Source organism: Shewanella sp. Shew256 (assembly GCF_002196695.1).
In the GTDB taxonomy this organism is placed as follows: Bacteria; Pseudomonadota; Gammaproteobacteria; order Enterobacterales; family Shewanellaceae; genus Shewanella; species Shewanella mangrovisoli.
The window spans coordinates 331,857-356,842 of record NZ_NAJR01000003.1; the positions used below are offsets into that span (position 1 = coordinate 331,857).

Annotated in this window: 22 protein-coding genes; 11 read left to right on the forward strand and 11 right to left on the reverse strand. The window is 46.4% G+C overall.

Features of this window, described 5'->3' with window-relative positions; all coding sequences use genetic code 11:
- The first annotated feature begins 6 nt into the window (after positions 1-6).
- Complete coding sequence (locus tag B5P39_RS07165; RefSeq protein WP_088210967.1) at positions 7-897, forward strand: LysR family transcriptional regulator; 891 nt, start codon at positions 7-9, stop codon at positions 895-897.
- A 2-nt stretch (positions 898-899) separates the two neighbouring features.
- Here the strand turns inward: B5P39_RS07165 and B5P39_RS07170 are convergent, their stop codons facing one another.
- Entirely contained in the window at positions 900-1,724 is an 825-nt protein-coding gene (locus tag B5P39_RS07170) for a hypothetical protein (protein WP_088210968.1), read from the reverse strand.
- A 374-nt stretch (positions 1,725-2,098) separates the two neighbouring features.
- Here B5P39_RS07170 and B5P39_RS07175 point away from each other — a divergent pair, with 374 nt between their 5' ends.
- The 3 genes from B5P39_RS07175 to B5P39_RS07185 are packed head-to-tail and all read left to right on the forward strand — an operon-like array spanning position 2,099 to position 4,237.
- Positions 2,099-2,833, forward strand: a complete 735-nt coding sequence (locus tag B5P39_RS07175; RefSeq protein WP_088210969.1) for a basic amino acid ABC transporter substrate-binding protein — start codon at positions 2,099-2,101, stop codon at positions 2,831-2,833.
- Positions 2,834-2,838: 5 nt separating this feature from the next.
- Entirely contained in the window at positions 2,839-3,519 is a 681-nt protein-coding gene (locus B5P39_RS07180; RefSeq protein WP_011625362.1) for an amino acid ABC transporter permease, read from the forward strand.
- The gene (locus tag B5P39_RS07185; RefSeq protein WP_011625361.1) at positions 3,512-4,237 is read left to right on the forward strand and encodes an amino acid ABC transporter ATP-binding protein; all 726 of its coding nucleotides are present in this window, start codon (positions 3,512-3,514) and stop codon (positions 4,235-4,237) included. The genes B5P39_RS07180 and B5P39_RS07185 overlap by 8 nt, the downstream gene beginning before the upstream one ends.
- A gap of 352 nt (positions 4,238-4,589) precedes the next feature.
- On the opposite strand, the gene B5P39_RS07190 is transcribed toward B5P39_RS07185, so the two are convergent.
- The 4 genes from B5P39_RS07190 to B5P39_RS07205 form a co-directional block, all read right to left on the reverse strand.
- On the reverse strand, positions 4,590-5,036 hold the full coding sequence (locus tag B5P39_RS07190) for a hypothetical protein (protein ID WP_088210970.1): 447 nt from the start codon (positions 5,034-5,036) through the stop codon (positions 4,590-4,592).
- 137 nt (positions 5,037-5,173) lie between these two features.
- Complete coding sequence (locus B5P39_RS07195) at positions 5,174-5,965, reverse strand: Cthe_2314 family HEPN domain-containing protein (RefSeq protein WP_088210971.1); 792 nt, start codon at positions 5,963-5,965, stop codon at positions 5,174-5,176.
- Between the two features lie 578 nt (positions 5,966-6,543).
- A complete protein-coding gene (locus B5P39_RS07200) occupies positions 6,544-7,083 on the reverse strand; it encodes a hypothetical protein (RefSeq protein WP_088210972.1) in 540 nt (179 codons plus the stop codon).
- A 650-nt stretch (positions 7,084-7,733) separates the two neighbouring features.
- Positions 7,734-8,744 (reverse strand): sugar-binding protein, encoded by a 1,011-nt coding sequence (locus tag B5P39_RS07205; RefSeq protein ID WP_088210973.1) that lies wholly within the window; start codon positions 8,742-8,744, stop codon positions 7,734-7,736.
- Positions 8,745-9,102: 358 nt separating this feature from the next.
- Between B5P39_RS07205 and nfsB the strand changes: the two genes are divergently transcribed.
- The 3 genes from nfsB (at position 9,103) to B5P39_RS07220 (ending at position 11,715) form a co-directional block, all read left to right on the forward strand.
- Complete coding sequence (gene nfsB, locus B5P39_RS07210) at positions 9,103-9,756, forward strand: oxygen-insensitive NAD(P)H nitroreductase (protein ID WP_088210974.1); 654 nt, start codon at positions 9,103-9,105, stop codon at positions 9,754-9,756.
- 308 nt (positions 9,757-10,064) lie between these two features.
- Positions 10,065-10,709 (forward strand): DNA-J related domain-containing protein, encoded by a 645-nt coding sequence (locus tag B5P39_RS07215; RefSeq protein WP_088210975.1) that lies wholly within the window; start codon positions 10,065-10,067, stop codon positions 10,707-10,709.
- Positions 10,710-10,962: 253 nt separating this feature from the next.
- The gene (locus B5P39_RS07220) at positions 10,963-11,715 is read left to right on the forward strand and encodes a thiol:disulfide interchange protein DsbA/DsbL (protein ID WP_088210976.1); all 753 of its coding nucleotides are present in this window, start codon (positions 10,963-10,965) and stop codon (positions 11,713-11,715) included.
- Between the two features lie 124 nt (positions 11,716-11,839).
- Here the strand turns inward: B5P39_RS07220 and B5P39_RS07225 are convergent, their stop codons facing one another.
- The 3 genes from B5P39_RS07225 to hemG form a co-directional block, all read right to left on the reverse strand.
- Positions 11,840-12,847, reverse strand: coding sequence for a DUF4382 domain-containing protein (locus tag B5P39_RS07225; protein ID WP_088210977.1), 1,008 nt, complete (start codon positions 12,845-12,847; stop codon positions 11,840-11,842).
- Positions 12,848-13,111: 264 nt separating this feature from the next.
- Complete coding sequence (locus tag B5P39_RS07230) at positions 13,112-13,639, reverse strand: cytochrome b/b6 domain-containing protein (RefSeq protein ID WP_088210978.1); 528 nt, start codon at positions 13,637-13,639, stop codon at positions 13,112-13,114.
- A 41-nt stretch (positions 13,640-13,680) separates the two neighbouring features.
- The gene (gene hemG, locus B5P39_RS07235) at positions 13,681-14,202 is read right to left on the reverse strand and encodes a menaquinone-dependent protoporphyrinogen IX dehydrogenase (protein WP_011716010.1); all 522 of its coding nucleotides are present in this window, start codon (positions 14,200-14,202) and stop codon (positions 13,681-13,683) included.
- Positions 14,203-14,644: 442 nt separating this feature from the next.
- Here hemG and B5P39_RS07240 point away from each other — a divergent pair, with 442 nt between their 5' ends.
- The 4 genes from B5P39_RS07240 (at position 14,645) to B5P39_RS07255 (ending at position 21,086) form a co-directional block, all read left to right on the forward strand.
- Positions 14,645-15,850 carry an MFS transporter gene (locus B5P39_RS07240; RefSeq protein ID WP_088210979.1) on the forward strand — a complete coding sequence of 402 codons (1,206 nt, stop codon included), beginning with the start codon at positions 14,645-14,647 and terminating at the stop codon, positions 15,848-15,850.
- Between the two features lie 125 nt (positions 15,851-15,975).
- On the forward strand, positions 15,976-16,815 hold the full coding sequence (locus B5P39_RS07245) for a TIGR03899 family protein (protein WP_088210980.1): 840 nt from the start codon (positions 15,976-15,978) through the stop codon (positions 16,813-16,815).
- Positions 16,816-16,956: 141 nt separating this feature from the next.
- Positions 16,957-19,188: a GGDEF/EAL domain-containing response regulator gene (locus B5P39_RS07250; protein ID WP_088210981.1), complete on the forward strand. Its 2,232-nt coding sequence runs from the start codon at positions 16,957-16,959 to the stop codon at positions 19,186-19,188.
- Positions 19,188-21,086 carry a sensor histidine kinase gene (locus tag B5P39_RS07255; protein WP_088210982.1) on the forward strand — a complete coding sequence of 633 codons (1,899 nt, stop codon included), beginning with the start codon at positions 19,188-19,190 and terminating at the stop codon, positions 21,084-21,086. The genes B5P39_RS07250 and B5P39_RS07255 overlap by 1 nt, the downstream gene beginning before the upstream one ends.
- Here the strand turns inward: B5P39_RS07255 and cysC are convergent.
- From cysC to cysN, 3 genes are read right to left on the reverse strand one after another with little or no spacing between them, the layout of a single operon-like run.
- A complete protein-coding gene (cysC, locus tag B5P39_RS07260; protein WP_088210983.1) occupies positions 21,078-21,695 on the reverse strand; it encodes an adenylyl-sulfate kinase in 618 nt (205 codons plus the stop codon). The genes B5P39_RS07255 and cysC overlap by 9 nt on opposite strands.
- A 49-nt stretch (positions 21,696-21,744) precedes the next feature.
- A complete protein-coding gene (locus B5P39_RS07265; RefSeq protein ID WP_088210984.1) occupies positions 21,745-23,469 on the reverse strand; it encodes an SLC13 family permease in 1,725 nt (574 codons plus the stop codon).
- A gap of 3 nt (positions 23,470-23,472) precedes the next feature.
- Positions 23,473-24,915, reverse strand: coding sequence for a sulfate adenylyltransferase subunit CysN (gene cysN, locus B5P39_RS07270; RefSeq protein WP_088210985.1), 1,443 nt, complete (start codon positions 24,913-24,915; stop codon positions 23,473-23,475).
- Between the last annotated feature and the right edge of the window lie 71 nt (positions 24,916-24,986).

The window sequence follows — 24,986 nt, forward strand, 5'->3', positions numbered from 1 at the left end:
AAGATAATGGATCTTAAAGTGCTGCGTTATTTTATCGAGATCATCGATGCAGGCGGTTTTGGTAAGGCCAGCGAAAAAGTTCACCTCACCCAACCAGCACTCTCCAAGGCGCTGCGCCAATTAGAGGAAGAACTGGATCTCGTGCTACTCGAGCGCGGCAAACGTGGCACTCAGGTTAAGCTCACCCAAGCGGGAGAAGTGGTCTATCGCCATGGCAAGGAGTTACTCGCTGGCCGGCAACGCATGCTGACCGAACTCAGTGCCCAGCGCAGTTTAACCGCTGGCGAATTAAAACTCGGTCTCGCGCCGCTCGGCAGTGCTGAGATTTTTGCTCCTATTATTGCCAAGTATCGCCAGCAATATCCGCAAATCGATATGCACCTGCTGGTGCGCGGCGGCGTCGAGCAAACCTTAGCGATTCAAAAGGGTGAAATCGAACTGGCAACCGGGATTATCAACCTCGACGATGGTTACCACGGCATTCGGGTGTTTAACGATCCCATGGTGGTAGTGCTGCCCAAGGAGAATCCCCTCACCTCGCGGCCAATGCTGTCAATCCACGACTTAGTCGACGAGCCACAAGTGATGTTTGAGACCGAATATACTTTGTATCAACTGGTGTTAACCGCTTGCCAACACGCCGGATTTACCCCTAAAAACATCACTCGAGTCAGCCAAGCCGACTTTGGGATTGCCCTCGTGGCGGCGGGCACTGGCGTGATGATACTGCCGCGCTCTATCGCGCGGCGTTACAGTGTGTCTGGGGTGGTGAATATTCCATTGGCGAGCGATGAACTGCGCTGGGAGTTATCGCTGTTCTGGCGCAAAGAACAGGTATTGTCCTTTGCGGCAAAGGCGATGATTGCGTTAGTGGAGAAACACTTAACCCAAAAGTAATACTACCAAGGCACGACTAAGCTAAAGCGCACTAAGGTATCGTTATCCCAAGGCAGAATGGGCAAGTAGTTAGGTGAGTGCACACTCTCCTTGGCATAGTGATCTAGGTTGTATTCGGTATGTTCCACATACAGTAACCACTGGCTGCCCTTCTCCCAATAATCCGTATCGTAACTCATGCTGAAGCGATATTGATTTTCGAGCCATTTATCGCCGTCATTCCAGTTTTGCGCGGCAAAATTCATCTTTAACTTGGGCGTGATATCAAAACCAAAGCTGCCCATAAAGGTATAAGCAAAAGTGCCATTGCCAAAGTCACCCCGATCGTAACCACGGGTACGAGGCACATCGTCATCGATTTCTAAATAGTAATAGCCCGCGCCCGCCTTTACCTGCGCCTGCGATTCCTGGCCTTGATAATTGGCGGTTAATCCAGGGAATAACTTGGCTTGCTTTTCGATAGAACTCACAGTGTTACGTTTACCCTGCAAGTCGACCTGCCAACCGAAGAAGAAGCGAGGGTCGATATGGTAGAACTCACCCGAAGCCACATAGTCCGACTTAAACCACACGGGAATATGGTCAGGATCGAGATCGTCGGTATCAATATCGATAAACATATCCAGCATGGCGGACAGGTAAATATCCGATGCCGTGGTATGTTCAATCATGATGTTGCCGTTAAAGCCAAAGGTGTGTGAACTCTCCTGTTCCACAATAAAATCGTGTATCCCCATGGTGTAATGCCACTGGGTAGATTCTTCTGCACTGACTGAAGTAACTAAGCCTAAAAGGAGTGCCGCAGGTGCCAGAGTTAGGTATCTCACATTTCGCTCCATAAATTGCTATTTGATCCTGCATTAAGATTAGATTAACGCGCATAATTTAATGAAGTTTTTACGATTTTTGTTGGAAATAGCTCATAAAATTTCATCGCCGCCTAAAAAATGAATAAAAATCGCTATCTTGTGCACAAGTTTACACCGCCAAATTGCTATCCACGGTCATCCTAAACAATTCACTAACGCTTTAAAAACGTATTGATATCAACCCAGCCTAAGCCTGTAGCCATCAGCTTCCCCTTATAAATCACCCACTTCTCAAATTGAATTTTTAATCAAATTTACAGCATAATTATTGACACTTATGCTGCATATCCCTATAGTCGCCACATTGCGAGCCATTCAAAAGAGAGTCTTAAATGAAAAAATCCATGTTATTAGGCGGCCTAGCGCTGACTGCCACCTTGTTGTTAGCTGGATGTGGGAAAAGCAACGATGTTTTAGTCGTCGGTACCAATGCGGCCTTCCCGCCCTTTGAATACGTAGGCGGACAAAGTGGCGACGAAATCAAAGGCTTCGACATTGAGCTTGCCAAGCAAATCGCTAAAGATGCTGGCAAGACGCTCAAAGTCGAAAATATGAAGTTTGATTCACTGATCGTTGCGCTAAACTCAGGCAAGATTGATTTTATCGCCTCGGGCATGACCATCACTCCTGAGCGGCAGGCCAGCGTTGACTTTTCGGAGCCCTACTATGAGGCGACTCAAGTGCTGCTCGTGAATAAAGATAACGACACAATTCATACCCTTGATGACATTAAAAACAAACACTTTGCGGTACAGCTCGGCTCAACCGCCGATATGATGTCCAAAAAATACACCCAAAATGTCACGGCGTTTAATACAGGTTTTGAAGCCATCATGGAGCTGAAGAATGGCAAAGTCGACTTAGTGCTATTCGACAGCGAGCCTGCGGCGAACTATCTGGCGAAAAACCCCGATCTCAAACTGATCAAGCTAGATTTCCCCCCTGAGTTTTATGGTTTTGCGGTGTCGAAACAGCAACCCGAACTCCTCACCAGCATTAACAACACGCTGAAAAACTTGAAAGCAAGCGGCCAATATCAGGCACTCGTTTCAGCCCATATCAAGTGATCCCTATGTTAGAAGCAATCAATACTTCGTTGTTTAGCCCGATTGGCGACGACGGCATGATAGGCATACTGCTGATTTTAAATGGCTTAAAAGTCACCTTGATTGTGACTTTCTTCGCCATGTTATTAGGCGCAGTATTAGGCGTGGGAACCACACTGATGAAGATGTCATCTAAGTGGTATATCCGCTTCCCTGCCGAACTCTATGTTGGCGTCATCCGCGGCACGCCTGTGGTGGTGCAGTTAGTGATCCTTTACTTCATCGTACTGGCAGCGCTAGATGTCGATAAAATTACCGCCGCCATTATCGCCTTTGGTTTAAACAGCGGCGCTTATATCTCTGAGATTATTCGCGCAGGGATCCAAGCCGTCGATAAGGGTCAAACCGAAGCGGCTCGCTCGCTCGGCCTGTCACAGGCGATGACCATGAAGCTGATTATTCTGCCGCAGGCGATTAAGAATATTCTGCCCGCGTTAGGCAATGAGTTTATCGTGCTACTCAAAGAAACCGCGGTCATTGGCTTTATTGGCGGCGTGGATTTGATGCGGGCGGGTGAGATTATCCGTAGCCGCACCTTTGAGGACAGTATCCCACTCTTTACCTGTGCACTGATTTACCTGTTCCTGACCTACAGCTTCACATTTATGCTGTCGAAATTCGAAAAGAGGTTGAAGCAAAGTGATTAACATAACCAACCTACACAAAAGTTACGGCGATAATGCGGTCCTTAAGGGCATCAACGAACATATTCGCCAAGGCGAAGTGGTGAGTGTTATCGGCCCCAGCGGCAGCGGTAAAAGCACCTTTTTACGTTGCATCAACCTGTTAGAAAAACCCACCCAAGGGGATATTGAAATCGAAGGGCAATCCATTACCGCCAAGGATGCCTGTGTCGATAAATTACGGCAAAAAGTGGGCATGGTGTTCCAAAACTTCAACCTGTTCCCCCATAAAACCGTATTGCAAAACATTACCTTAGCGCCTGTGAGCCTAAAGTTAATGACCCAAGCCGAAGCCGATAACAAGGCGCTGGCGCTGCTCACTCAAGTGGGTTTGCAGGATAAAGCCAATGCCTATCCTTCGAGTCTCTCGGGCGGACAAAAACAACGGGTTGCCATTGCCCGTGCACTAGCTATGGAGCCGGATCTGATGCTATTCGATGAGCCTACCTCGGCACTCGACCCCGAAATGGTCGGCGATGTACTGGATGTGATGAAGGACTTAGCGCAAAAAGGCATGACCATGGTGATTGTCACCCACGAAATGGGCTTTGCACGCGATGTTTCCGACAGAGTCATCTTTATGGATGGCGGCTATGTGGTGGAGTCCAATATCCCCGAGGAATTATTCACCCGCCCCAAAGAGGCCAGAACCCAAAGCTTTTTAAGTAAGGTGCTGCGTTAATTAAGACTTATACAACATTGAAAAAGTTGAACAATAGTATTTGCTCGTTGATACGCAGCATGCTTTGAGACACTTAAAAGCTGGCTCTGATTGATGGATGAGTCATGGCATTCACTCGACGACTCGCAGCAAGTCCATCCGTGGATGCTCGACCGCCCCATCCTTGGGGCGGACGGTCGTCTCACTAATCACCATGACTCTCCTGTTTAACATCGGTGTAGTCTGGTTGTTTTAAAGAAGATATGTGACTCGTTTTGGGACATTTTCGAGTTAAAGCCTTAACTCTAACTAGTCTGTTTTGGATAAAAATTTCTATGGATTAACGCTCAAAGCAGCCGCGCTTGTTAGGGCTTTATGCCGGTTTAAATACGACATTGCCCGATTTAAATTGTTTTAGCTTGATAGCTGACTGATTGACCATAGCCTCTGCTCCAGTTGCCAACCAAAGGTTATTAACTGCTTGAACTGTTTGCTTTTCTAAATTGTCGTTGTAGCAAACCATCGTGTTGATGCTACGCTTTTTGAGCCAACTTCTTAATTTTTTATACAGTGCTTCAACGGCCAAATGTGAAGAGAAGTTGTAAGAACCATCCAGAGCAGTTGAGGCAATAGCAATACGGCCTGACGTAAGGATTCCATCTTCGAGGATGCTCCGCTGATATTGGATAAAACCATCGTCGAATAGAATCTGATCGAAGAGCTTCCCTTGCTTAAGACTTACACCATCAATACTTAGTAGGTGATTATCAAAGGCCGCATGATCATCTTGATTCATAAAGTATTGAAACTCACTCCGCATCTCGATTCCTTTGAGCCCTAACGCCCGCCTAAGGGGCTGGCAACGCATACTACAAAATTAAAACACAACAACCGTAACCACTTCAGCTCAATGGGACTGGAAACGCCACGCGTTGACAGTCCCTCTTGAAGCGTTGGTTAGCTATCTTTTTCGCAGTGCAGAGGAAAATGTTGCGACACTCCCATTGCTGAGCCACGTGATAATCTAAGGTGTGTATCACGATAATGGGCATAGCAATTATCAACTAAGTTGATTGTAGCTTTTAGTGCAACCTGTACCTCTTGCACAACTAATTCACTAATTTTGTCACGGGAACTTTCATAAATTCCAACTAAATCATAACCAGTATTGTCGATGACTTTGCCCTCCATCCATGACATATTTTTGAACATCTGGTCGTCACCAGTATAAAGCTCACTAAAACCTTTATGAGCTCGTTCATTGCGATCAGTCCTCAGTTCTTCACCAGTTTTATCTAAGACTATTAAGTCTTCAAGAATTTCTGGATGCTGAGTTTTAAGCGCCTTTTTCAGCTGCTTTATATTCAACTGAAAGTCGGAAAGCCCAAGTTCCAAAACTTCATTCACAAAGTGGAAAGCTATATCTCGCAGGCTGGAGAAACGAAATAGCGTCAAATCTACGACAGATTTAAGCCAGTCGTATCTGTTTATATCCTGAACACTAGATTTCACTGGAACAGTCTCAACTCCAAGCATTTGAGGTATTACCCGTAAATCAATGAACTGTTGCTCAAGCATATTAAACCGAACATAAGTTAAATGTGCGTAAGCCATGTGTGGGTCAGCTTCAGAAAATTCTTGCCAATTTTGGTAAGGCAAGTCATGGAGAAAATAACAATTTATCGAATCATATAAGACCGCTTTGAAGCGAGAATTTTCCAAATCCCACCAATAATATTCATTGTTCATAGATACTCACAATTTCCGATTGATAGCTAACATTTTATTCGTGCGCATGCGCGTTTACCTCGTTGGACCAGTGAAAACGCACACGATTAACTATCTGTATGCAAAGAACTTATCAGCTTTCTGCCAAATACACCATCTGCAAAAACGCGCATGCGCGTTTTCCAAACCTATTAACTAAAACTCATTCAATATAGTTAATTGATTTTATAGCATTTTATATTTTTAATGGAGTTAATGCGCACTGATTTTGTCTGAACATCATACCAAAACACCTAAATTTAAATACAACTGTATACCCATACTTTGTTAGGCGATTTCTGGTAAGGCCAAACATGGTAAATAGATAAGAATTTGTATGGCAGCAGGAGTGGGAATTTTCGATTGAGCTAACGAGCCTAAACACGGAATGGGGCATCGTCGAAATAGCTCCAGTCGCATCCATCGCCAAGTGAGAGTTCAGCCATAAATTGAAGTTCAAATCAGTGTTCGGACTCGGGGCCGATTCCGCTGGCGTTTAGGTCACTACCAGATTGAATTGGTGAAATATTATTCAGATTTTGACTTATTCAAATTCGTAGCTATAAATCATGGCTTCCGAAGCCTTTTTCGCTAACAGACCAAAAAAAATTATCACTATCGTTATATCCAAACCCCAACAAACCATAGCCTTTTGAATAAACGAATTTCATTTGCTTTGAAGGGAATGCCACATAATCTATAAATGTAGTCATAGGACCATCTATAATATAGACATCCTTAAAATTTTTTCCCCAAATAGTTAACTCTTGATTTTTGGCTGAGACAGAGTAAATCTTGTTTTTGAACTGCCATTGTTTTGTATAAAGGTTAATATCCTTTGGTACCGAAAAAGTGATATCGAAAGAAGTAACACAGTAAAACTCACTATAATAATTACAAAAAATAGCCTCAGACTGCACATCGCTTCCGCTATAAACAGTCCCAAATTCATTATTTTCTCTATAAATTGTAAACTTTTTGTCCGAAAAAATTGAATTAATGTAAACGTATTTCGCTCTACTATCATAATTTTTTTCAGAGTTAGCATGCGCTTTGAAAATAAAAAGAAAAACAACAAAAACTAAACTAATAAATCTCATTGCTTACCCATCCAGAACAGTAGCCATCATAAAATTCAAACCAATTAAGATCAGAATTAATACCTGTAAATTCTAGAAATTTTAAGTACAAATTCACCTTGAAATCTGACATCTAAGATTACTCATATCTCTATGAAAATTAACAGGTACATTGAAGCATAGGTTGCTAGTGCAGACCACGAATTTTGTAGCCAAAGCGTGCTTTTTTCTAACATGATATAAGTGTTGTAGTACAGAGTTATCGAGAAAAACTTGGATGTAGGAACGATAGCAGCACTACAGCCGCCAAAAGATGGCTATTTTGAGCACCAGAGACACTCTTTCGGATTACAAGAATTTGGTCAACGGTATTGAGAGCACAAAGCCAGTTATCCGCCGTCTAGCTTCGAATGGGGCAAAAGCGCGTTCGCCAGAAGCGAACGAAAATTGAAAATGGGTCGAATTTAACAAGACTAGGCAAGTCTGATCCACTTTCACGTTCAAATATTGATAGTGTAATTTCAAATTAATACAGCAACAGATTACCAATGATCTTTTATCACCGACGTATCGATATAAAAGATGGATATAAAAGACTGTGCAAACATCTGTTTGTGACTTCTTTGAGGCTGCACACTCTAAAACTGTTCCTAGAACTAGGCTAGAGGGCATTACATTCCCGCAGGTTTCTCGCAGGTCTCATAGTTCTGTTGAGTGCAGAAGGTCACAGGCGTGTAGATAATGTCGTCGTATTGTTGTTTGGTGACAATTTTATATAAGGTCAAAATGGCCTGCCTTCCCATTTCATAGGGACTTTGACCAATGTTGATATGGGCAAGGCGGTCTTTCAACATGGTTAATTGTTCTGGAGAGGTATCGGTAATAATAATGACGATGTCCTTGTTATCGATTTTATCTTGATAGGGAGCCATCATTTCACGGTAGAGAGCTACATCATTTTGCGCCCAACCGCCTACGGCAACGAAGGAGTCGGCCTTCACTGGCTTACCTTTCATCACGGACTCCATTTGCTTAACCGCTTGACTAAGTTGGTCAAAATTAAACAAAGGCTCCCGCACTTCAGTCCAGCCCAAATCGTTATTGAGCAATTCACCTGGAGGGGTATTGTAAGTTTTGCCTGATAACGCAGAGCGAACGCCCATTAGCCTTAAATTCAGATTCGGAGAATCGGGCCGGCCCGATTGCATGATAAGGGTTCCCCCATTGGGTCGTAACTTTTTAAGCTCCTCCCCTAACGACTGACCTAGTGCAAAATTATCGGTGCCGATATAAGCCAAACGTAAACTCTTAGGATCTTCATCGATAGAAGCATCAAAGTCTGAGTCATAGGTAACAACGGGGATACCGGCTTCCTTTGCCCTCTTTAGACTATTTTCGGCAAGATATTTAGATTGCGTAACCGCGACGGCAATTCCATCCACACCTTCGTCAATCAGCTGATTTATCACTTGGTCTTGCAATCTCACACTACTTGATTCGGGTCCTCGATAGATGCATTCAACCCCTTTAATGTGTGCGGCGGCGTCAACACAACCCGTTTTGCTTTGGTCAAAGAAAACACTATAGAATTTAGGCACAACTGCAAACTTAAGATCCTTTCCGTAGCCACATGACAGCGGTAATAGGCTAAAAGCAATCAGCAGCATCAATAATCTCGCCATACATTCCCCTAAACAGTAAGCTCGACTTAATAAAATGTAGCAAAGGAATAGATTAAACCACACAAGTGGCAACTGTATTATGGAAGACTTTTGATCTCACTCAGTATTTTTGAGTTAGCTCATCTCGCCCACAACAAAACAGTACTCAACAATTTGTTAGACGAGTCATAACGCCAATAGATGATTCTTGCTATTCACTGCAATTCACCAAAGCCTATAAGCATTCATTGCGTAAAACGGCTATTAATTTCAAAAATATTTTGAAACTGATAGCTGTTTTGATCACATTGTTTTTTGTCCAAACCTGCTTAAAATGCTGAGGTTGAATTTGTATTCCTAGATGATTTGGAGCCGTTACATGAGTGATTTAAGTTTTCTAGCTAAAAAGCGTTACACCACTAAGGCCTTTGATCCAACCAAGACGATTCCTGCCGACAAGATCGCCGAAATCAAGACCTTACTGCAGTTTAGCCCATCATCGACCAACTCACAGCCTTGGCACTTTGTGTTAGCTGGCACGGCGGAAGGCAAAGCCTTGATCGCACAAGCGACCGAAAACTACGCCTTCAATACTCAAAAAATTCTCAACGCTTCCCATGTAGTCGTGCTGTGTACACGCACACAACTCGATGAAGCCCATTTGCTGCAAGTGCTAGAGCAAGAAGCCAAAGATGGCCGCTTTGCCAGTGAAGAAGCCAAGCAAGGTCAACATAATGGCCGCTCTTTCTTCGCCAATATGCACAAATATGAGCTAAAAGACGCCCAGCACTGGATGGAGAAGCAAGTGTATTTAGCACTGGGTACCCTGATGTTGGGCGCAAGTGTGCTCGATATCGATGCCTGTCCTATCGAAGGTTTCGATGCGGCTAAACTCAATCAAGTCTTAGGCCTGCGCGAAAAAGGCCTGTGCGCCTCTGTAGTGGTCGCTCTAGGTTATCGCTCCGAAGAAGATTTTAACGCTAAGTTACCTAAGTCACGTTTAGCGCAAGAGGTTATCTTTACCGAGATCTAAACCTCGCCCCTTGAGCGAATTTGTATATGCCCTTGTTTGTATTGCAAACAAGGGCATTTTTATCGCCAGCTCTCCAGCATCAGCCAGCTACCATAACCGCAGTTAAAACCAACCAAAGGCGGAGTGACCTTGGGGTAAATTGCTCTAGAATCCTTCTTTGCCTACACTTTTCCTCTATGGCATAGTGTATTCCAAGCTCAGTAACGACTCGCATCACAATAAGATAAAAACATTTAAAATCTTATAGATAGTACAGAGTTACTTTTAACCACACTCGCTTGATAACAACTTAGGATGGGACAGTCAGTATGCTACTCGCTAAACCTTCACTCAGTGCAGAAGCTCAATCGGCAACGCTCTCGACCACTAAGGGCGATAACCCGTTAATCTGGCCCGTGTTATCCGTGTTACAAGCCACTAATCAAAGCTGGAAAATCCATCATCTCGCCACCGAACTGCAAAATCGCGGGCTAATCCATCCGTTAGATGAAAACCCAGGTAATGATTTGTTTAAACGCAATTTTTTACTGATGAATGCCCTGTTTGAACTGCAAGAGATCCTGATGCCAAAGCAATGGCTGCAAGTCAAAGCCATGGAGATCCAAATTTTCCGTCTCGTACCTTCCAACGTTAACCTATTGATAATGGAAGATACTTCCCTGCGGGAATACTATCTTGACTGGAATAACTATGACACCAGTGAAAACGTGGTGCGCGAATTATTAGAAGCCTTCTGGAGCAGTTATAAGAGCTATATTGGCTTGAATGTGAATTTGATGCACAAGGGCCATGCGTTGAGGGTATTCGAGTTAGATGAAAGCGCAACCCCAAGAGATATCCGTAAACAGTGGCGCCGTTTAGCGCTGAAATGGCATCCCGATAGACCCGAAGGCGACGCCGCGCGTTTCCGTGAGGTCTGTGAGGCTTGGCAATCCCTGCGGGATATTGCTTAAGTTTTCCCTTTTATAACTGTGATCCCCTTTGCAGTCCTGCAATTCTCACGGTGAAACTCCCGCGGGATCACAGATTTAGTCCGATATCTGCCGCCTAATTCAGCGATAATTAAGCCTTGCCATCTAACCTAAAACCATATTCACGCGGCTACAAGCCCAGCGTATTTTTCAGTTTGAAGTCATCTCGCCAATTGAGTTAATTGCGCATCTCAAGCGATACGATGAATTCACGCTAACCGACTTTGAGGGAACTATGATCAAACCATTAGCCTTGGCTGTCGCCTTAATCGTTGCACCATTTAGCGCCTTTGCCGCGAATTATGTTGAAGGTACTCATTACACTCAAATCTCTGACAAAGCGCCGAGCAGCGAGCCAAAACTCACCGAGTTTTTCTCCTTCTATTGCCATAACTGCTTCAACATGGAAACCAACTATCTGCCCGATATCAAAGCGAACCTAAACAAAGGCATTGCATTTGATACTAAGCATGTCGACTTTATGAATAGCGACATTGGCACCGAAGTGATGCGCTCGCTGGCAGTGATCCAAGAGTTAGACAATAAAGATGCATTAACCCATGCGATGTTCGCCGCCATCCAAGGCGAAGCAGGCGCAAATGGCCACGACCACAGTGCGCCAGGCCATAAGCACGAGCCACAAATCAATAGCCGTGACGACATTAAACAAGTCTTCGCTAAGTTTGGTATCGATGCAGCCAAATATGACAAACTGGCCGACAGCAAGAGTACAGATGAGAAGCTTGCCCTATGGCGTGCCCAGCAGAACCAATTCCGCGTAGAAAGCGTTCCAGCCTTTATCGTGAATGATAAATATGCGGTTAACTTAAGTAGCATCAGAACCTTAGATGAATTAATTGGCCTGATTAACTACCTAGCAGTCGAGAAAGATGCTCAAGCACCTAAGAGTTCTGGCGGTAGCCTAAACTGGTTATTTTTAGCCTTTGCCGCAGCGATTGCTCTTGGCCGTCAAAAGCGTTTGAGCTAACACTCGACTGACGAATTACCAATAAAAAACCAGCATCTCTGCTGGTTTTTTATTGTGTTTGATTCGCGAACTAACTCTACAGGGCATGACTCCTACGGAAAGTTACGCCTATGGGACATTAGGCCTACGGAAAGTTACGCTCGGCAACGCCATTAGCGGTAACTGTCACACCAGTTTCTGCGGCATGGATAAAGAAAGGCGCTTCCACATCATCGGGATTGTTACTCACATCCGGATCATCATTTTGCGCTAAGCAGGTATAGCCTAAGCTGTAATCACCCGCGACCACAAAACCAAATTCATAATCGTGGCCGACGACTTGGCCGTTTGTATCTGTGGCATCATTCACCCGAGCGGCAGCGATCGGCGCGATTTCAGTCGCCGTGTCGGCTTCGGTTCTAAAATCCTTCATCTGCTCAAGCGTGGTATTGGCAGGATACAAATAAACCGCTGGCGAGAACTCAGAGCCACCTGCGGCGACTTCACAGCCTTCCATCACGGTCGCGCCCACAGTGCCTTTAATCGCACCCACTTCGGACTGATTAAATAATTGCACTGAAGTCGGTTTTAGCGTCCAGTAATCCTTGTTGCCATGGGGATCTTGCAAACCTTTGCTTAAATCAAACTCGGCAACAAAGCTGTTTACACCCGCCGCAATGGTGAATTTTTTATTAAAAAACAATCGGCCAGTGTCACTTTCATCAGCACCCACTCCACCGCATGAGCCATTGCTGTTGGTCGTTAGCCCATAAAGAGTGTCATCGAAGGTTTGTACGTGTGAGCTTTCGCTATTGGCCACAGTGCTGTTTTTCATATACAGGCACATTTGGTATTCACCGACTGGGATGGATTGACCACTCACCAGCGTTTCTACCGCACTGCCTTGAAACTCTAATAGATCGACAAACTTGAGCTCACCATTTGGAGTGACATTAAATGAGTAGCTACCCGTGTCGTTCTTCAGCACGACCTGCCTAAATGCGATAGTGACCGATTTTGCATCGGCGGGGTTGTCTGAAACCCCTAGGCTAAAGGTCGCCATTTGAGTTGCGGGCTCGCCCGAATCAGAGCCGCCGCAACCAAACAGTAAACCCGTCAACGCTATCGCTAGAGCACTTTTTTGAATATTCATAGGATACCTTCATTAGTTTTCCAAAAAATTCTCAACATCGCCTACCTCAATCTTTGAGCACAATTCAGTAAAGCCAAAGCATGAAAACATCGGCTCAAACGGCTAGGTAGGCATGTAGAGATAAGTCTAGGGCTGAGTGTGCAGCTTGTCGATGAACGTACGCTGAACGGTGAAAACTCGCTCAACCGAGAATGAGGTAAACCTATAGTGGGAGGAGGCACACAAATAGGCCAAAATCTTGAGCGAACCTGACAGAGTAAAATGCTATTGGCGAATAAATTCAATAATATGTGTTGCTGCCAATACCAAGTGAACGACTAAAAAACCAATAAAAAAATCGGCACAGACTTGATGATAACCACGCCAAGTCATCGCGAGCGGGGTGCCTTGATAAATAAACCATATCGCGCCAGTCACGCCAGTAGCCACCAGCAGCAACATGCCTATGCCTTCCACAGTACAGAACAAGCCCTTACCACCCGCGACCGGCAGTTTGCCCTTAAACAGTCCTTTAATATCCTGCGCTAATTGCCCCCAATCTCCCACTAACCAGGCAAAATACTGATGCCATTTCCCTTGGAGGGTATTGCGCAGTAAAAATAAGATCCCGAGTGCGGCACAGATTAATCCAAGATAAACATGCAGATAATCCCAGATACTGGCATTAGCACGCAGGCTTCTGCCGATAAAGATCCACGGGCTAGTACAGACGAGTAAAGCAGAAGACAGCACAATCCAAACGTGCAAACGTGCCAACAAAAAACCGAGTGCCTGCGTTAATTTTTCTGACATAGTTGCGTTACCTTTGCGGCAGACTTATCCCATTCGCCCATTTAGGCTTGATGGATCTGTTGGCCAAAATCATTCACTTTTTGCCAGTCAGTGTATTCAACATTAGTGACAGGATCCGTAGGCCCCTTAGTTAACCACATGATAAAGCGGATGATATTTCTATCTAAGGCGTTATAGCCTTGGTAATTTAAGTTACCGCCAAATACCTGTAACAGCTTAGGACGCCACGTCGTTTTACTTAAAAACGCCTGCATATAGGGATTGGTTTCAGGGGTATTTTTCTCTGGCTTACGCGCGACTAAACTGACGGAGAAAAAGCCACTCACCTTTTGCGTGAGGATCTGTTGATGCTTCTGAATAAACTCATACAGCGCGGGGTTATGTTTCCCGTGACGAATGCTGGCGCCAATAATGATCTTATCGAAGGATTCCATCGCAGGGACGGCCTTAATATCCGCAATCACCACTGAGTTGCCTAACTCTTTGAGTTGCTGCGCCAATTGATTGGTGATTTTACGAGTTTGACCATGAACACTAGAGAAGATGATCAGAATTTTTTTCACTTAAGCCTCGATTATCTCAACAAAAATAAGAAAAAGCGGCCAAAAAAAAGACAAAGACGGCGGCTTTATGTTGACCTAAACAAACGAATAGATTCAGCCTCGATGACCCAATCAACCACTGCGCTTATTAAGCACCAGAGGGGTGCTTTATGGCTCACCAGTCAAATAAGAAGCCGTTTAGGTTTATCACGCAAAAAGCAAACTGCCTATTACGATATTGCATACTAGGTGATTTAGTCATCAATTTACATGAAATAGATCACGGGCTTAGCGCCAAATGTGCCCTAGATATACGGTAATTCTAGCTTGCTCACAAAAACAAATATCCACTACCTTGGGATCAAAATGTTACAAAATCAGGAATGAGTACTACGGCTCTCGAGTGGCTAATAACAGGTAAAAGCATTAGCATTTGTTCACTTATCGCCTGAGTACCCCATCCATGAACGCAACTCAAACCCCAAATCCAAAGGCATTACTGCTGTGGATGACCTTTGTTATGTCGCTGGTCTTCGCCGTCTGGCAAGCCTTGCTCAATAACTTCGTGATTGAAAAAGCGCAATTTACCGGCGCCGAAATCGGTATGCTGCAAAGCCTGCGGGAAATCCCCGGATTCTTAGCCTTTACTGCTATTTTTGTTTTGCTGTTAGTGCGCGAGCAAGCCTTCGCTCTACTGTCGTTAGCTCTTCTCTGTATTGGTGTGGCGATTACTGGCTTTTTCCCACAGGTGTTGGGGTTATATCTGACCACAATTCTGATGTCAGTTGGGTTTCATTATTTTGAAACCATTAACCAATCCCTCACTCTGCAATGGGTCGATAAACAAGACACTGCGGCGTTTATGGGTAAAGCCCTCGCATGGCGCTCGGCGGCGGCCTTAGTCGGTTATGGCAGTATTTGGCTAGTCATGACTTGGCTGAAGCTAGACTACTGGCATATGTACTTGATTATTGGTGTATTAGGTTTACTGATGGTCATCAGCATGAGCCTGTATTACCCCCAGTTCGATACCCATGAAGTACAACATAAAAAAGTCATCCTGCGTAAACGCTACTGGCTGTATTACTTACTGACCTTCTTCTCCGGCGCCCGTCGGCAGATTTTTATGGTGTTTGCAGGCTTTATGATGGTCGAGAAATTCGGCTACAGCGTTAGCGAAATCACCGCCCTGTTCCTTATCAATTATGTGGTTAACCTGCTTTTCGCCCCAGCAATTGGCCGCTTTATCGGCCGTATTGGTGAACGTAATGCCCTCACAGTGGAATACATTGGGCTGTTTTTTGTGTTTGTCAGCTATGCCCTTGTCGAACAACCCCATATGGCCGCCGCGCTCTATGTGATTGACCATTTACTGTTTGCGATGGCGATAGCCATGAAAACCTATTTCCAAAAGATTGCCGACAGCAAAGATATTGCCGCCACTATGTCGGTCAGCTTTACCATTAACCATATTGCCGCGGTCGTTATCCCCGTGCTCTTAGGTCTGCTCTGGCTAAGCGATCCTGCCCTCGTCTTCTATATAGGTGCAGGCTTTGCGGTGTGCTCACTCGTATTGGCTCTCAATGTGCCGCGCCACCCATCCCCCGGAAATGAAACCTACTGGGCATGGCCAGCTAAAAGCATTGATAAACCGAGTCTCGACAGTTAAAACGGTAGGCTGCGCAATAAAAGCAATCCAGCGCAGAGACTTAAGGATTGCAATCGACTAAGCTGGTCACGCGGGATAAGCTAGTATCCCGCGTATCAACAGTGATTAAGCCACAGGATAAAGGCATGAAGGATTCAGATATTTTAATGCTTGCGGATGAAGCAGCTCCCGCAGCCGAGGTCTCGGCCCGTAAAAAAGCCCTACTCCTTGGGCGCCAACTCGGGCTCGCCAGTGAGCAGGAATATCGCCCCGCCAATGCCTCTATTGCCGAACGCGCACAGCATAGGGAGCGTAAACTCGCCAGCCAATATCAAGCCAATGTCGAAACCATTTTCGCCCTCGCCTTGAGCTACACGCCATCGGATGTTACGGGTGTCGATCTCGACCCCGACTGGAGTCATCAATTCTTCCTGATGGCGGAGCAAATCCACAACCGTAAAATGCAGGATCTGTGGGCCCGTATTCCCTCGAGTGAAATCGTCAACCCGGGTAACTTTAGCCTGCGCACCTTAGCGCTACTCAAACAACTTACCCACAGAGAAGCGCAAATCCTCGAAAAGGCCCTCGGTATGGCGGCCAAGGTCAATAATGAGCAGCGCTTAAAACTGATCAGCGGCTATCGACTCACTGGCGGACTCGGGCAGTATTTTCGCAAAAATAGCACTGTCACTCTTGGCTTATCCCAATTCGGTTTGCCCTACTCCAGCATTCTTACCTTAGTCGATGCTGGGATCCTCCACAGCAGTGAATTTGAAACCGGGTTACTCAACAGTAAAACCCCCATCCAACTGAGCATGCCCGGCATCCAAATGAAGCTCACCCCCAAGAGCGGAAACTTGCTGTTTAGCTACTATCGATTGACGCCGATTGGCGATGAACTGGCGCAGCTCGTATTGCCCAAACAGGATCAAGAATACCTTAAGGCATTACAGGCGCTGTTTTCTAAGGATTTCAAAATCGAGTAATTGCTTAAAAAGACTTATATATCTGACCACAAAAATATTTTCTTGAATAAAGCCTAGCTGTCGCAAATACTTTGAGTATAAAAATTGCTCACTTCTAGGCTGAGTTAATAAGGATGCTTAGGCATCTCAAGGAAAGAGAATATGGTTAGTCAATCGCAAGAAATTGTTTTTTTAGATGAGCCCATAGCAAGCACAGCGGTAAAGGCTGCAAAAGCTGTCAAAATACTCACCGTTGATGACGATATTAACTTCCAACGCTCTACCGCATTTGCACTGTCTACCCTGACCATTCTTGGCTCAAAAATAGAATTAACCCAAGCATTTAGCTACGCAGAAGCCTGCCAAATCGTCGCCAATGAAGACGATTTTGCCATTGCCTTAGTCGATGTGGTGATGGAGACCGAAGACGCAGGGCTGAGATTAGTTCGCGGCATTCGAGAAGTGCTAGGCAACGAGAAAATTCGCATTATTCTGCTCACCGGACAACCCGGTATGGCACCGGTTTTTAACGTGATGCGTGACTATGATATCAACGATTATTGGACTAAGTCGGAACTCTCCGCCGATCGCCTACAAACCATATTGACCACCAACCTGCGCTCCTATCAACAGATCAGCAATATCGCCAACGCAAAACGCGGGCTGCAATTAATCGCCGAGTCCAGCGGCGCCCTCTATACCTCGCGCAATATCAAAGAACTCTCGAGCAAGATGCTACAGCAACTGGCCATACTGCTGAATTTGCCTTCAGGCGGGATTGTCTGTGTCAAAGCCATTAATGATCTCAGCGAGTTTGGTCATATACATCAGATCATTGGTGCCTCGGGGGAATTTGAGTCTTACTACGGCAAAGCCTTACAACAGCTCGAGCAGCAACATATTCGCATCCAACTCGAATTATCGCTCAGCAGTAAACAATCACGCATCGAGCCACAATACACTTGTCTGTTTTTCCCCGGCGAGCTGGCTGGCAATGACTATGCGGTTTACCTCGCCACTGGGCGACTCTTAGATGCGACCGAAACCGAGCTAATTCGCGTCTTTAGCATGAATATCTGCGGCGGCTTGCACAGCGTCTCCTTGATGAGTCAGTTGGATAAAATCGCCTTCGAAGATCCTTTACTCAAGATCCCGAATCGCAATGTACTCATTCGGACACTCGATGGCATTTTAAAGGAGGATGTTCGCGATAAATTTAATCTATTACTCATTGATATTGATAAGTTTTCAGACTTTAACCATGTGTTTGGCTCTGAGCATGGCAATAATATGCTCAAACATGTTGCCAATAGCCTGAGGGAACAGTTCGATGCGAGCGTGCTCGTCAGCCGCTTAAAGGATGATAAGTTTGCCATTTTAGGCCCGAAGCACTTAGTCACCGCCGCACTGATTGAGCAGCTGTTTGTCGCCCCCTATCAACAGGGTACCTCCTGTATTACCGTCAATATCAGCACTGTGACTCTCCCTCTAGAGCTCGCCGAAGGGGATGCGGTCGCCGCCATCACTCAACTGAATATGGCGCTCAAAAAGGCCAAGAGTCTGGGCATTCGTCAGCATGTGACCTATCAACCCAACAACGATGATGTGACGTCACATTTTGAATTACTTCAAGCACTACAGTTAGGCATTACCCAAGGGGATATTCATATTGCTCTGCAGCCACAGGTGTCGTTACAAACGGGAGAAGTCGTTGGGGTCGAAGCGCTGGCGCGCTGGACTTTACCCAATGGTGATAAGGTGCCGCCCCTACGTTTTATCCCCATCGCCGAAGCAACGGGGCTAATCACTCAGTTGGGGGAACAACTGTTTGTGCAATCATGCCAAGCCATGCATGCTCTCGCCGAGGCGGGTTATCAAAACTTACGTATTGGCGTTAACCTCTCCGCAATGCAATTTGAGCAGGAAAAAATCGTTAATCAACTGCATAGCCATATAGAAGCGGCGCAGATTGCCAGCAAACATATCGAAATCGAAGTCACAGAATCCATTGCCATGCAGAATTTTGAGGTGATCAATAAACAACTCAAAGCCCTGCGCAATATGAATATCAAGGTCGCGATCGATGACTTTGGCACTGGGTTTTCTTCCCTTGCCTACCTTAGTAAGCTGACCTTTGACAGGATTAAGATTGATAAATCCTTTATCGATAATATCACCACCGACGATGGCGCCGCGGCGATTGTCGACAGCATTATCCTGCTGGGTGAACGCTTCAAGATGAATGTGATTGCCGAAGGCGTTGAAACCCGCGAGCAAGCCCGCTGGCTTAAAGATCGCGGCTGCCATGATGCCCAAGGCTATTTTTACGCTAAACCTATGCCGCTCCAAGAGTTATTAGTGTGGCTCGCCAATTATCAAAAAAGCATTCTGTGATGATATTGAAACGCGTTATGACCTCCCAGCAGTTATTTTGGCGATATTGGCTTAAGCTGATGTTACCTTGGCTGTTATTGGTGCCGCTGCTCAGCCTGGTGCTCTACCAAAAGCGCCACGAAGATGCGATGACCCCCTTATATCGACAGGCCGATGCCGTGCTTGCCGATGCCAATCAAACCATAGCTTACTATCTCGGTAGCCTGAAACGAGACGCGCTGTTTCTCGCTAAATATCAACTTCTTCTCGATACCGCGTCGGGCAAAAATGCCGATCTGACAGCTGTTGAGAACTTCTTTAAAGCCTTTAGCGACGCCTCGTTACAGTACGATCAAGTGCGCTGGCTCGATAACGACGCCATGGAAAAGGTGCGCATTAATCTTATCAACCATGAAGCACAAATTGTCCCGCAAGCAGGATTGCAATCTAAACAAGGACGCTACTACATAGCGCCGAGTTTAGCGCTCGAACCCGATACGTTTTACTTTTCCCCCTTAGATTTAAATGTCGAAAATAAAGTCATTGAGACCCCTATCAAACCTATGCTGCGCATCACCACCCCCGTGTTTTTAGCCTCTGGGGAGAGAAAAGGGTTTATTGCGCTGAATTTTCTCGCGCAAACCATGCTGGATGCCATCGCCAATACGGCTAAAGAGGGCGTCGAGCTGTCGATGTTAAACTCAGACGGCTACTGGCTTTTAGCCCCACAGCCACAAATGGCATGGGGATTTATGTATGGGCGGGAAGAGGTAAACTTTAGCAAATTCAATCCCTCCGCTTGGCAAGAAATCCGCAAAAATACCGAGGTAGCCTTTACCACCCCAGATGGACCCTGGGACTACGAAAATGTGCATGACATAGGTAATGCGGCCCTTCCTGAATGGCGGCTCGTGACTCATATATCCCACAGCGTATTGGCGAGTATCACCAAACAATGCATTGTCGAAGCATTGAGTATTGGTCTGTTGCTGTTGTTATTGGGCAGCGCCGTTTGCTGGCGTACGGCAAAATCAATGTGCGAGCGGGATAAGCTCCATGATGACTTAACCGAGCAGCAGCGACGGCTAGCAAATAGCAATAAAGCGCTGGCGCAGTCACTGCAACACCTGCACGATACTCAGCAGCAACTGATTGAAACCGGTAAATTATCTTCTCTTGGGATGATGGTGGCGGGTGTCGCCCATGAGCTCAATACCCCAGTGGGGGCCTCTTTAATGACCCTATCGAGCATGAAGAATGAGTGCAGCAAATTGCAATCTGCCTTCGAAACAGGCCTTAAACGCTCCGATGTCGATACGTATTTTGAGCACTTTTATGAAGGCGCCGAGATAGTCCAAGCAAACCTAGAACGCGCAGCCGCCTTAGTGAAAAGCTTCAAACGGTTAGCAGTCGATCGCACAGGTGAAGAACGCCGCGTCTTTAAACTCACTAGCCTAGTGCAAGATATGCTGCACACCTCATGGTTAAGAATGAAGAAGCAGTTTCATGAACTGAATATCGACATCTCACCCGAGATAGAACTCAATAGTTACCCCGGCGCCCTTGGGCAAGTACTCGAGAATTTAGTCTCAAATGCGCTCACCCATGCGTTCGAAGATGTCGGTAATGGGCAAATCAACATTACGGCCTACAGCCTCGAAGATGCCTTTGTCGCCATTACCGTCACAGACAATGGCGGCGGCATGGACGATGCGACCTTAAAGCAGATCTTCGATCCCTTCTTTACCACTCGAAGAGGCAAAGGCGGCACAGGTTTAGGATTACATTTAGCACATCAACTGGTGACCCAGTTATTAGGCGGGTATATCAAAGTGACGAGTGAACTGGGCAAAGGCACTTGTTTTACATTAACCATTCCAACAAATGCCCCTGAGTCCCATAAAATCAACTTAGGCTAATGCTTTAGCCTTATCGGGATTGATGACCCCTATCGCGGTTAAATAATCGATTAAAGCACGCACTTGCGAGGCTAAATCCCCTTTACTGGTATCAATCGTTAACTCCGCTGAGAGCGGCGCCTCATAGGGTGATGAAATACCAGTAAAGTTGCTGATCTCACCGCGGCGAGCCTTAACATACAAGCCCTTAGGATCGCGCTGCTCACATATGTTAAGCGGCGTCGACACATGCACTTCGATAAATTGACCTTCAGGAAAACGTGCCCGTATGCTATCGCGCTCCTCGCGGGTCGGCGAGATAAAGGCCGATAGTACAACTAAGCCCGCATCCACCATGAGTTTTGCTACTTCGCCAACGCGGCGTAAGTTTTCATCCCTATCGGCGACGCTAAAACCCAGATCCTTGCATAAACCATGGCGAACATTGTCACCATCGAGCAAATAAGTGTGAAAGCCCGCCTCAAACAGTGCACGTTCAAGCGCCCCCGCCAAAGTCGATTTACCCGCGCCAGACAACCCAGTAAACCAGAGTAACACTGGATTTTGGCCCTTCAGTTTGGCTCTGGCCGCTTGGTCGACACTATGTTGGTGCCACACAATATTGCTCATAAACACTCCTCAAATCTTAGGTTGAGTAACAACCTAAGACAAAAAATCATTAAAACGGAAAGATAACTGGCACCATAAAAATCACTATCAAGGAATAAAGCACAGATAGCGGTAGCCCTAAGCGCAAAAAGTCACTGAAACGATAGTTGCCCGCGTTAAACACCATCAAGTTAGTTTGATAGCCGTAGGGCGAAATAAAACTGGCACTGGCCCCAAACACTACCGCCATAATAAATGGCCTAGGATCGACGCCATAATTCAGCGCCACCGCATAGGCAATAGGAAAGGCCAAGGCCGCCGCGGCATTATTGGTAACGAGTTCAGTCAACAATAAGGTGACTAAATAGACACCCACAAAGGCGCCAAACACTCCATAACCATTGATGGTACCGAGCAAGCCTTGCGCTAACCCATCGGCAAGGCCAGTGCTCATCATCAGATTCGCCAACCCTAAGGCACTGCCAACTATCACCACTAATTCCAGTGGGAAGCGACGCTTAAGCTCCGACAAGGTCACGGCGCCAATGGCAAAGTAGCTCAGCAGTAATAGCACCAAGCCCTTGGCCAGCGGTAATACGCCGGTCAGACTAAGCACAATGGTGATCACAAAACTGCTTAATACAAAACGGCTGCGGCGGCTGTCTAAGCGCACATTCAAATCGAGTCCGCTGACGGCGGCAAATTCAGTACTCAGCTTAGCATTGGTGCTAAAACCATCCCCCGGTGTCAGCAGTAACACATCGCCCGGTTGTAATACGATATCGCCCAAACCACCTTTTAGCGGATGATGACCGCGACGAATCGCCATTACAGCCGCATCAAACTGTTCGCGAAAGCGAGATTCCTTTAAGGTGCTGCCCACTAGGCTCGATGAAGGGGCCAACACGGCTTCGACTAGGTTTTGCCCTTTTGCTTGATGTTTACCAAACCAATCCAGGCCATCGAATTGATGTAACAGCTCCACCGATTCCACCGCGCCACTGAAACGCAGCACATCGTCCGCCTGTAACACTAACTGTGGCGGAACCGGACAAATACAAATACCGCTGCGCTCAAGCTCGACTAAATAGAGCTTTTTCAGGGCTCTTAATTTGTTATCCACCACGCTGCGCCCGACTAAAGGCGATCCTTTGGCCACGTGGGCTTCTAGCAGATAGGGCAGTGTCTCTTCGGTCGAATCCTCTCGCCTGTCGGGTAAGGTATTGGCCAGCACAATCAGCAGCACTATACCTAACAGCACAATCAGCGTGGCCACTGGGGTGAACTCAAAGAACCCCAGCGCAGGCAAGCCTGCATTCTCGACAAACGAGTTGACGATAAGGTTAGTGGAAGTACCAATTAAGGTCAGCGTACCGCCCAGAATCGCCGCATAGTTAAGTGGTAACAACAACTTAGCCGGAGCGTGGGCCTGATTGCGGCGCACCACCCCAATCAAAGATGCGACGACGGCGGTGTTATTGGTAAAAGAGGACAGCAGCGCCGTCGAAAATCCCAATTTTGCCATAGTCACCGCAAGCGAATTATTGCCAATCACTTGGCTTAACTTGCCCAGCAACGAGGTTTTTTCCAGCGCCGTCGCCGCCAGTACCAATAACACCAGAGTGACTAAACCTGTGTTGGTAAAGCTAGTGAGCGCCGTGTCGAGTGATACCATTCCTAGGAGGTAACAGAGTAAAAAAGCAAATAAAAACAACACAGCGGGATTGATGCGGCCGGCGATTAAGCCAGCCACTAATCCAAACAACACTATAGCTAATAGCCACAAGTCACTCACGTATTATGCTCCAAGCTTTGAAATATCAATCGCTTGCCAATGCGGGAAGTGCTTACGCACCAGCGCATTTAACTCGATTTCAAAGGCGCTAAATTGTGAGGACGCTTGCTTGTTCACATGCTGTCCCGATACCACCATCACAGCCGCCACAGTAGCATTGGATAAACGGTCAATCAGGATCATGCCACCAGTATCACGCACCAGAGAATAGGCATCGAAGACGATATCTTCTGTCAGCTCTAAGGTCACGCGGGCGATGGCATTGAGCCCTAAAGTGTCGGCGCTGCTGCGGGCAAGCGTGTTCACATCAACCACATAGTCGATGGCCGTCACAGAGGCTTGGGTCTTCTTACCCGCGACTTTAATGTCGTATAACTGGCCGAGTTGTAATGGTTTTTCATCCATCCACACTAGGTCAGCCACGATTTGATTGGCAACCTGTGGCGCACTCTCTGGCAGTGCCAGTAAGTCACCGCGGGAAATATCGATTTCATCTTCTAAGGTGATAGTGACGGCTTGCCCAGCCGTCGCTTCGGCGAGATCACCATCGAAGGTCACAATGCGTTCAACCCTGCTACGCTTACCCGAAGGCAGCGCAACCACCTCGTCACCCACCTTGATGACACCAGAGGCTAAAGTACCGGCAAAACCACGAAAATCGAGATTTGGACGCGACACATATTGCACTGGGAAGCGTACAGGCAAGGCGCTGAGTTCACGTTGAGTATCAATGGTTTCGAGTAGCTCCAGCAGTGTGCCGCCCTGATACCAAGGCGTATGCAGACTCGGCTCAACCACGTTATCGCCATTGAGCGCTGATAAGGGCACAAAGTGGATATCTAAGTCGCCAAAGTCTTTTACAAACTCACTGAAATCATTACGGATACGATTAAACACTTGCTCATCGAACCCGAGTAAATCCATCTTATTAACCGCGACCACAAAGTGACGAATACCCAGCAAAGAGGCAATAAAGGCATGACGCTTGGTTTGAGTCTGCACGCCGTAACGCGCATCCACTAAGATCACCGCTAAATCACAGGTTGAGGCGCCAGTCGCCATATTACGGGTGTACTGCTCATGGCCAGGGGTATCGGCGATGATAAACTTACGCTTGTCGCTTGAAAAATAACGATAAGCCACATCGATAGTAATACCCTGCTCGCGCTCGGCTTGCAGACCATCCACCAGCAAAGCCAAGTCTATGGCCTCGCCCGTTGTGCCCATCTTAGCGCTATCATTTTTTAAGCTGGCGAGTTGGTCTTCGTAAATCTGCGCGCTGTCATGCAGTAAACGGCCAATCAGGGTGCTCTTGCCATCGTCTACGCTGCCGCAGGTTAAAAAGCGCAACAAACCTTTATGTTGTTGCTGGGCTAGATATTCTTTTACCCCGTGCTGGCTGATTTCTGCCGCCATACGATTGGTTTTATTGACCGCTTTATCCATCTTTATCTCACTCTTATCTTGCTCAACTGTTCGTGAAGTCACTGGTACTCGATTGCTCTAAAAGCCTTCAT

Excerpts from the sequence above, each read along its gene's own strand:
- B5P39_RS07165 (WP_088210967.1), top strand. The coding sequence starts at position 7 with ATGGATCTTAAAGTGCTGCGTTATTTTATCGAGATCATCGATGCAGGC.
- B5P39_RS07175 (WP_088210969.1), top strand. The coding sequence starts at position 2,099 with ATGAAAAAATCCATGTTATTAGGCGGCCTAGCGCTGACTGCCACCTTG.
- B5P39_RS07180 (WP_011625362.1), top strand. The coding sequence starts at position 2,839 with ATGTTAGAAGCAATCAATACTTCGTTGTTTAGCCCGATTGGCGACGAC.
- B5P39_RS07190 (WP_088210970.1), bottom strand. The coding sequence starts at position 5,036 with ATGCGGAGTGAGTTTCAATACTTTATGAATCAAGATGATCATGCGGCC.
- B5P39_RS07195 (WP_088210971.1), bottom strand. The coding sequence starts at position 5,965 with ATGAACAATGAATATTATTGGTGGGATTTGGAAAATTCTCGCTTCAAA.
- B5P39_RS07200 (WP_088210972.1), bottom strand. The coding sequence starts at position 7,083 with ATGAGATTTATTAGTTTAGTTTTTGTTGTTTTTCTTTTTATTTTCAAA.
- B5P39_RS07205 (WP_088210973.1), bottom strand. The coding sequence starts at position 8,744 with ATGGCGAGATTATTGATGCTGCTGATTGCTTTTAGCCTATTACCGCTG.
- nfsB (WP_088210974.1), top strand. The coding sequence starts at position 9,103 with ATGAGTGATTTAAGTTTTCTAGCTAAAAAGCGTTACACCACTAAGGCC.
- B5P39_RS07215 (WP_088210975.1), top strand. The coding sequence starts at position 10,065 with ATGCTACTCGCTAAACCTTCACTCAGTGCAGAAGCTCAATCGGCAACG.
- B5P39_RS07220 (WP_088210976.1), top strand. The coding sequence starts at position 10,963 with ATGATCAAACCATTAGCCTTGGCTGTCGCCTTAATCGTTGCACCATTT.
- B5P39_RS07225 (WP_088210977.1), bottom strand. The coding sequence starts at position 12,847 with ATGAATATTCAAAAAAGTGCTCTAGCGATAGCGTTGACGGGTTTACTG.
- B5P39_RS07230 (WP_088210978.1), bottom strand. The coding sequence starts at position 13,639 with ATGTCAGAAAAATTAACGCAGGCACTCGGTTTTTTGTTGGCACGTTTG.
- B5P39_RS07240 (WP_088210979.1), top strand. The coding sequence starts at position 14,645 with ATGAACGCAACTCAAACCCCAAATCCAAAGGCATTACTGCTGTGGATG.
- B5P39_RS07245 (WP_088210980.1), top strand. The coding sequence starts at position 15,976 with ATGAAGGATTCAGATATTTTAATGCTTGCGGATGAAGCAGCTCCCGCA.
- B5P39_RS07250 (WP_088210981.1), top strand. The coding sequence starts at position 16,957 with ATGGTTAGTCAATCGCAAGAAATTGTTTTTTTAGATGAGCCCATAGCA.
- B5P39_RS07255 (WP_088210982.1), top strand. The coding sequence starts at position 19,188 with ATGATATTGAAACGCGTTATGACCTCCCAGCAGTTATTTTGGCGATAT.
- cysC (WP_088210983.1), bottom strand. The coding sequence starts at position 21,695 with ATGAGCAATATTGTGTGGCACCAACATAGTGTCGACCAAGCGGCCAGA.
- cysN (WP_088210985.1), bottom strand. The coding sequence starts at position 24,915 with ATGGATAAAGCGGTCAATAAAACCAATCGTATGGCGGCAGAAATCAGC.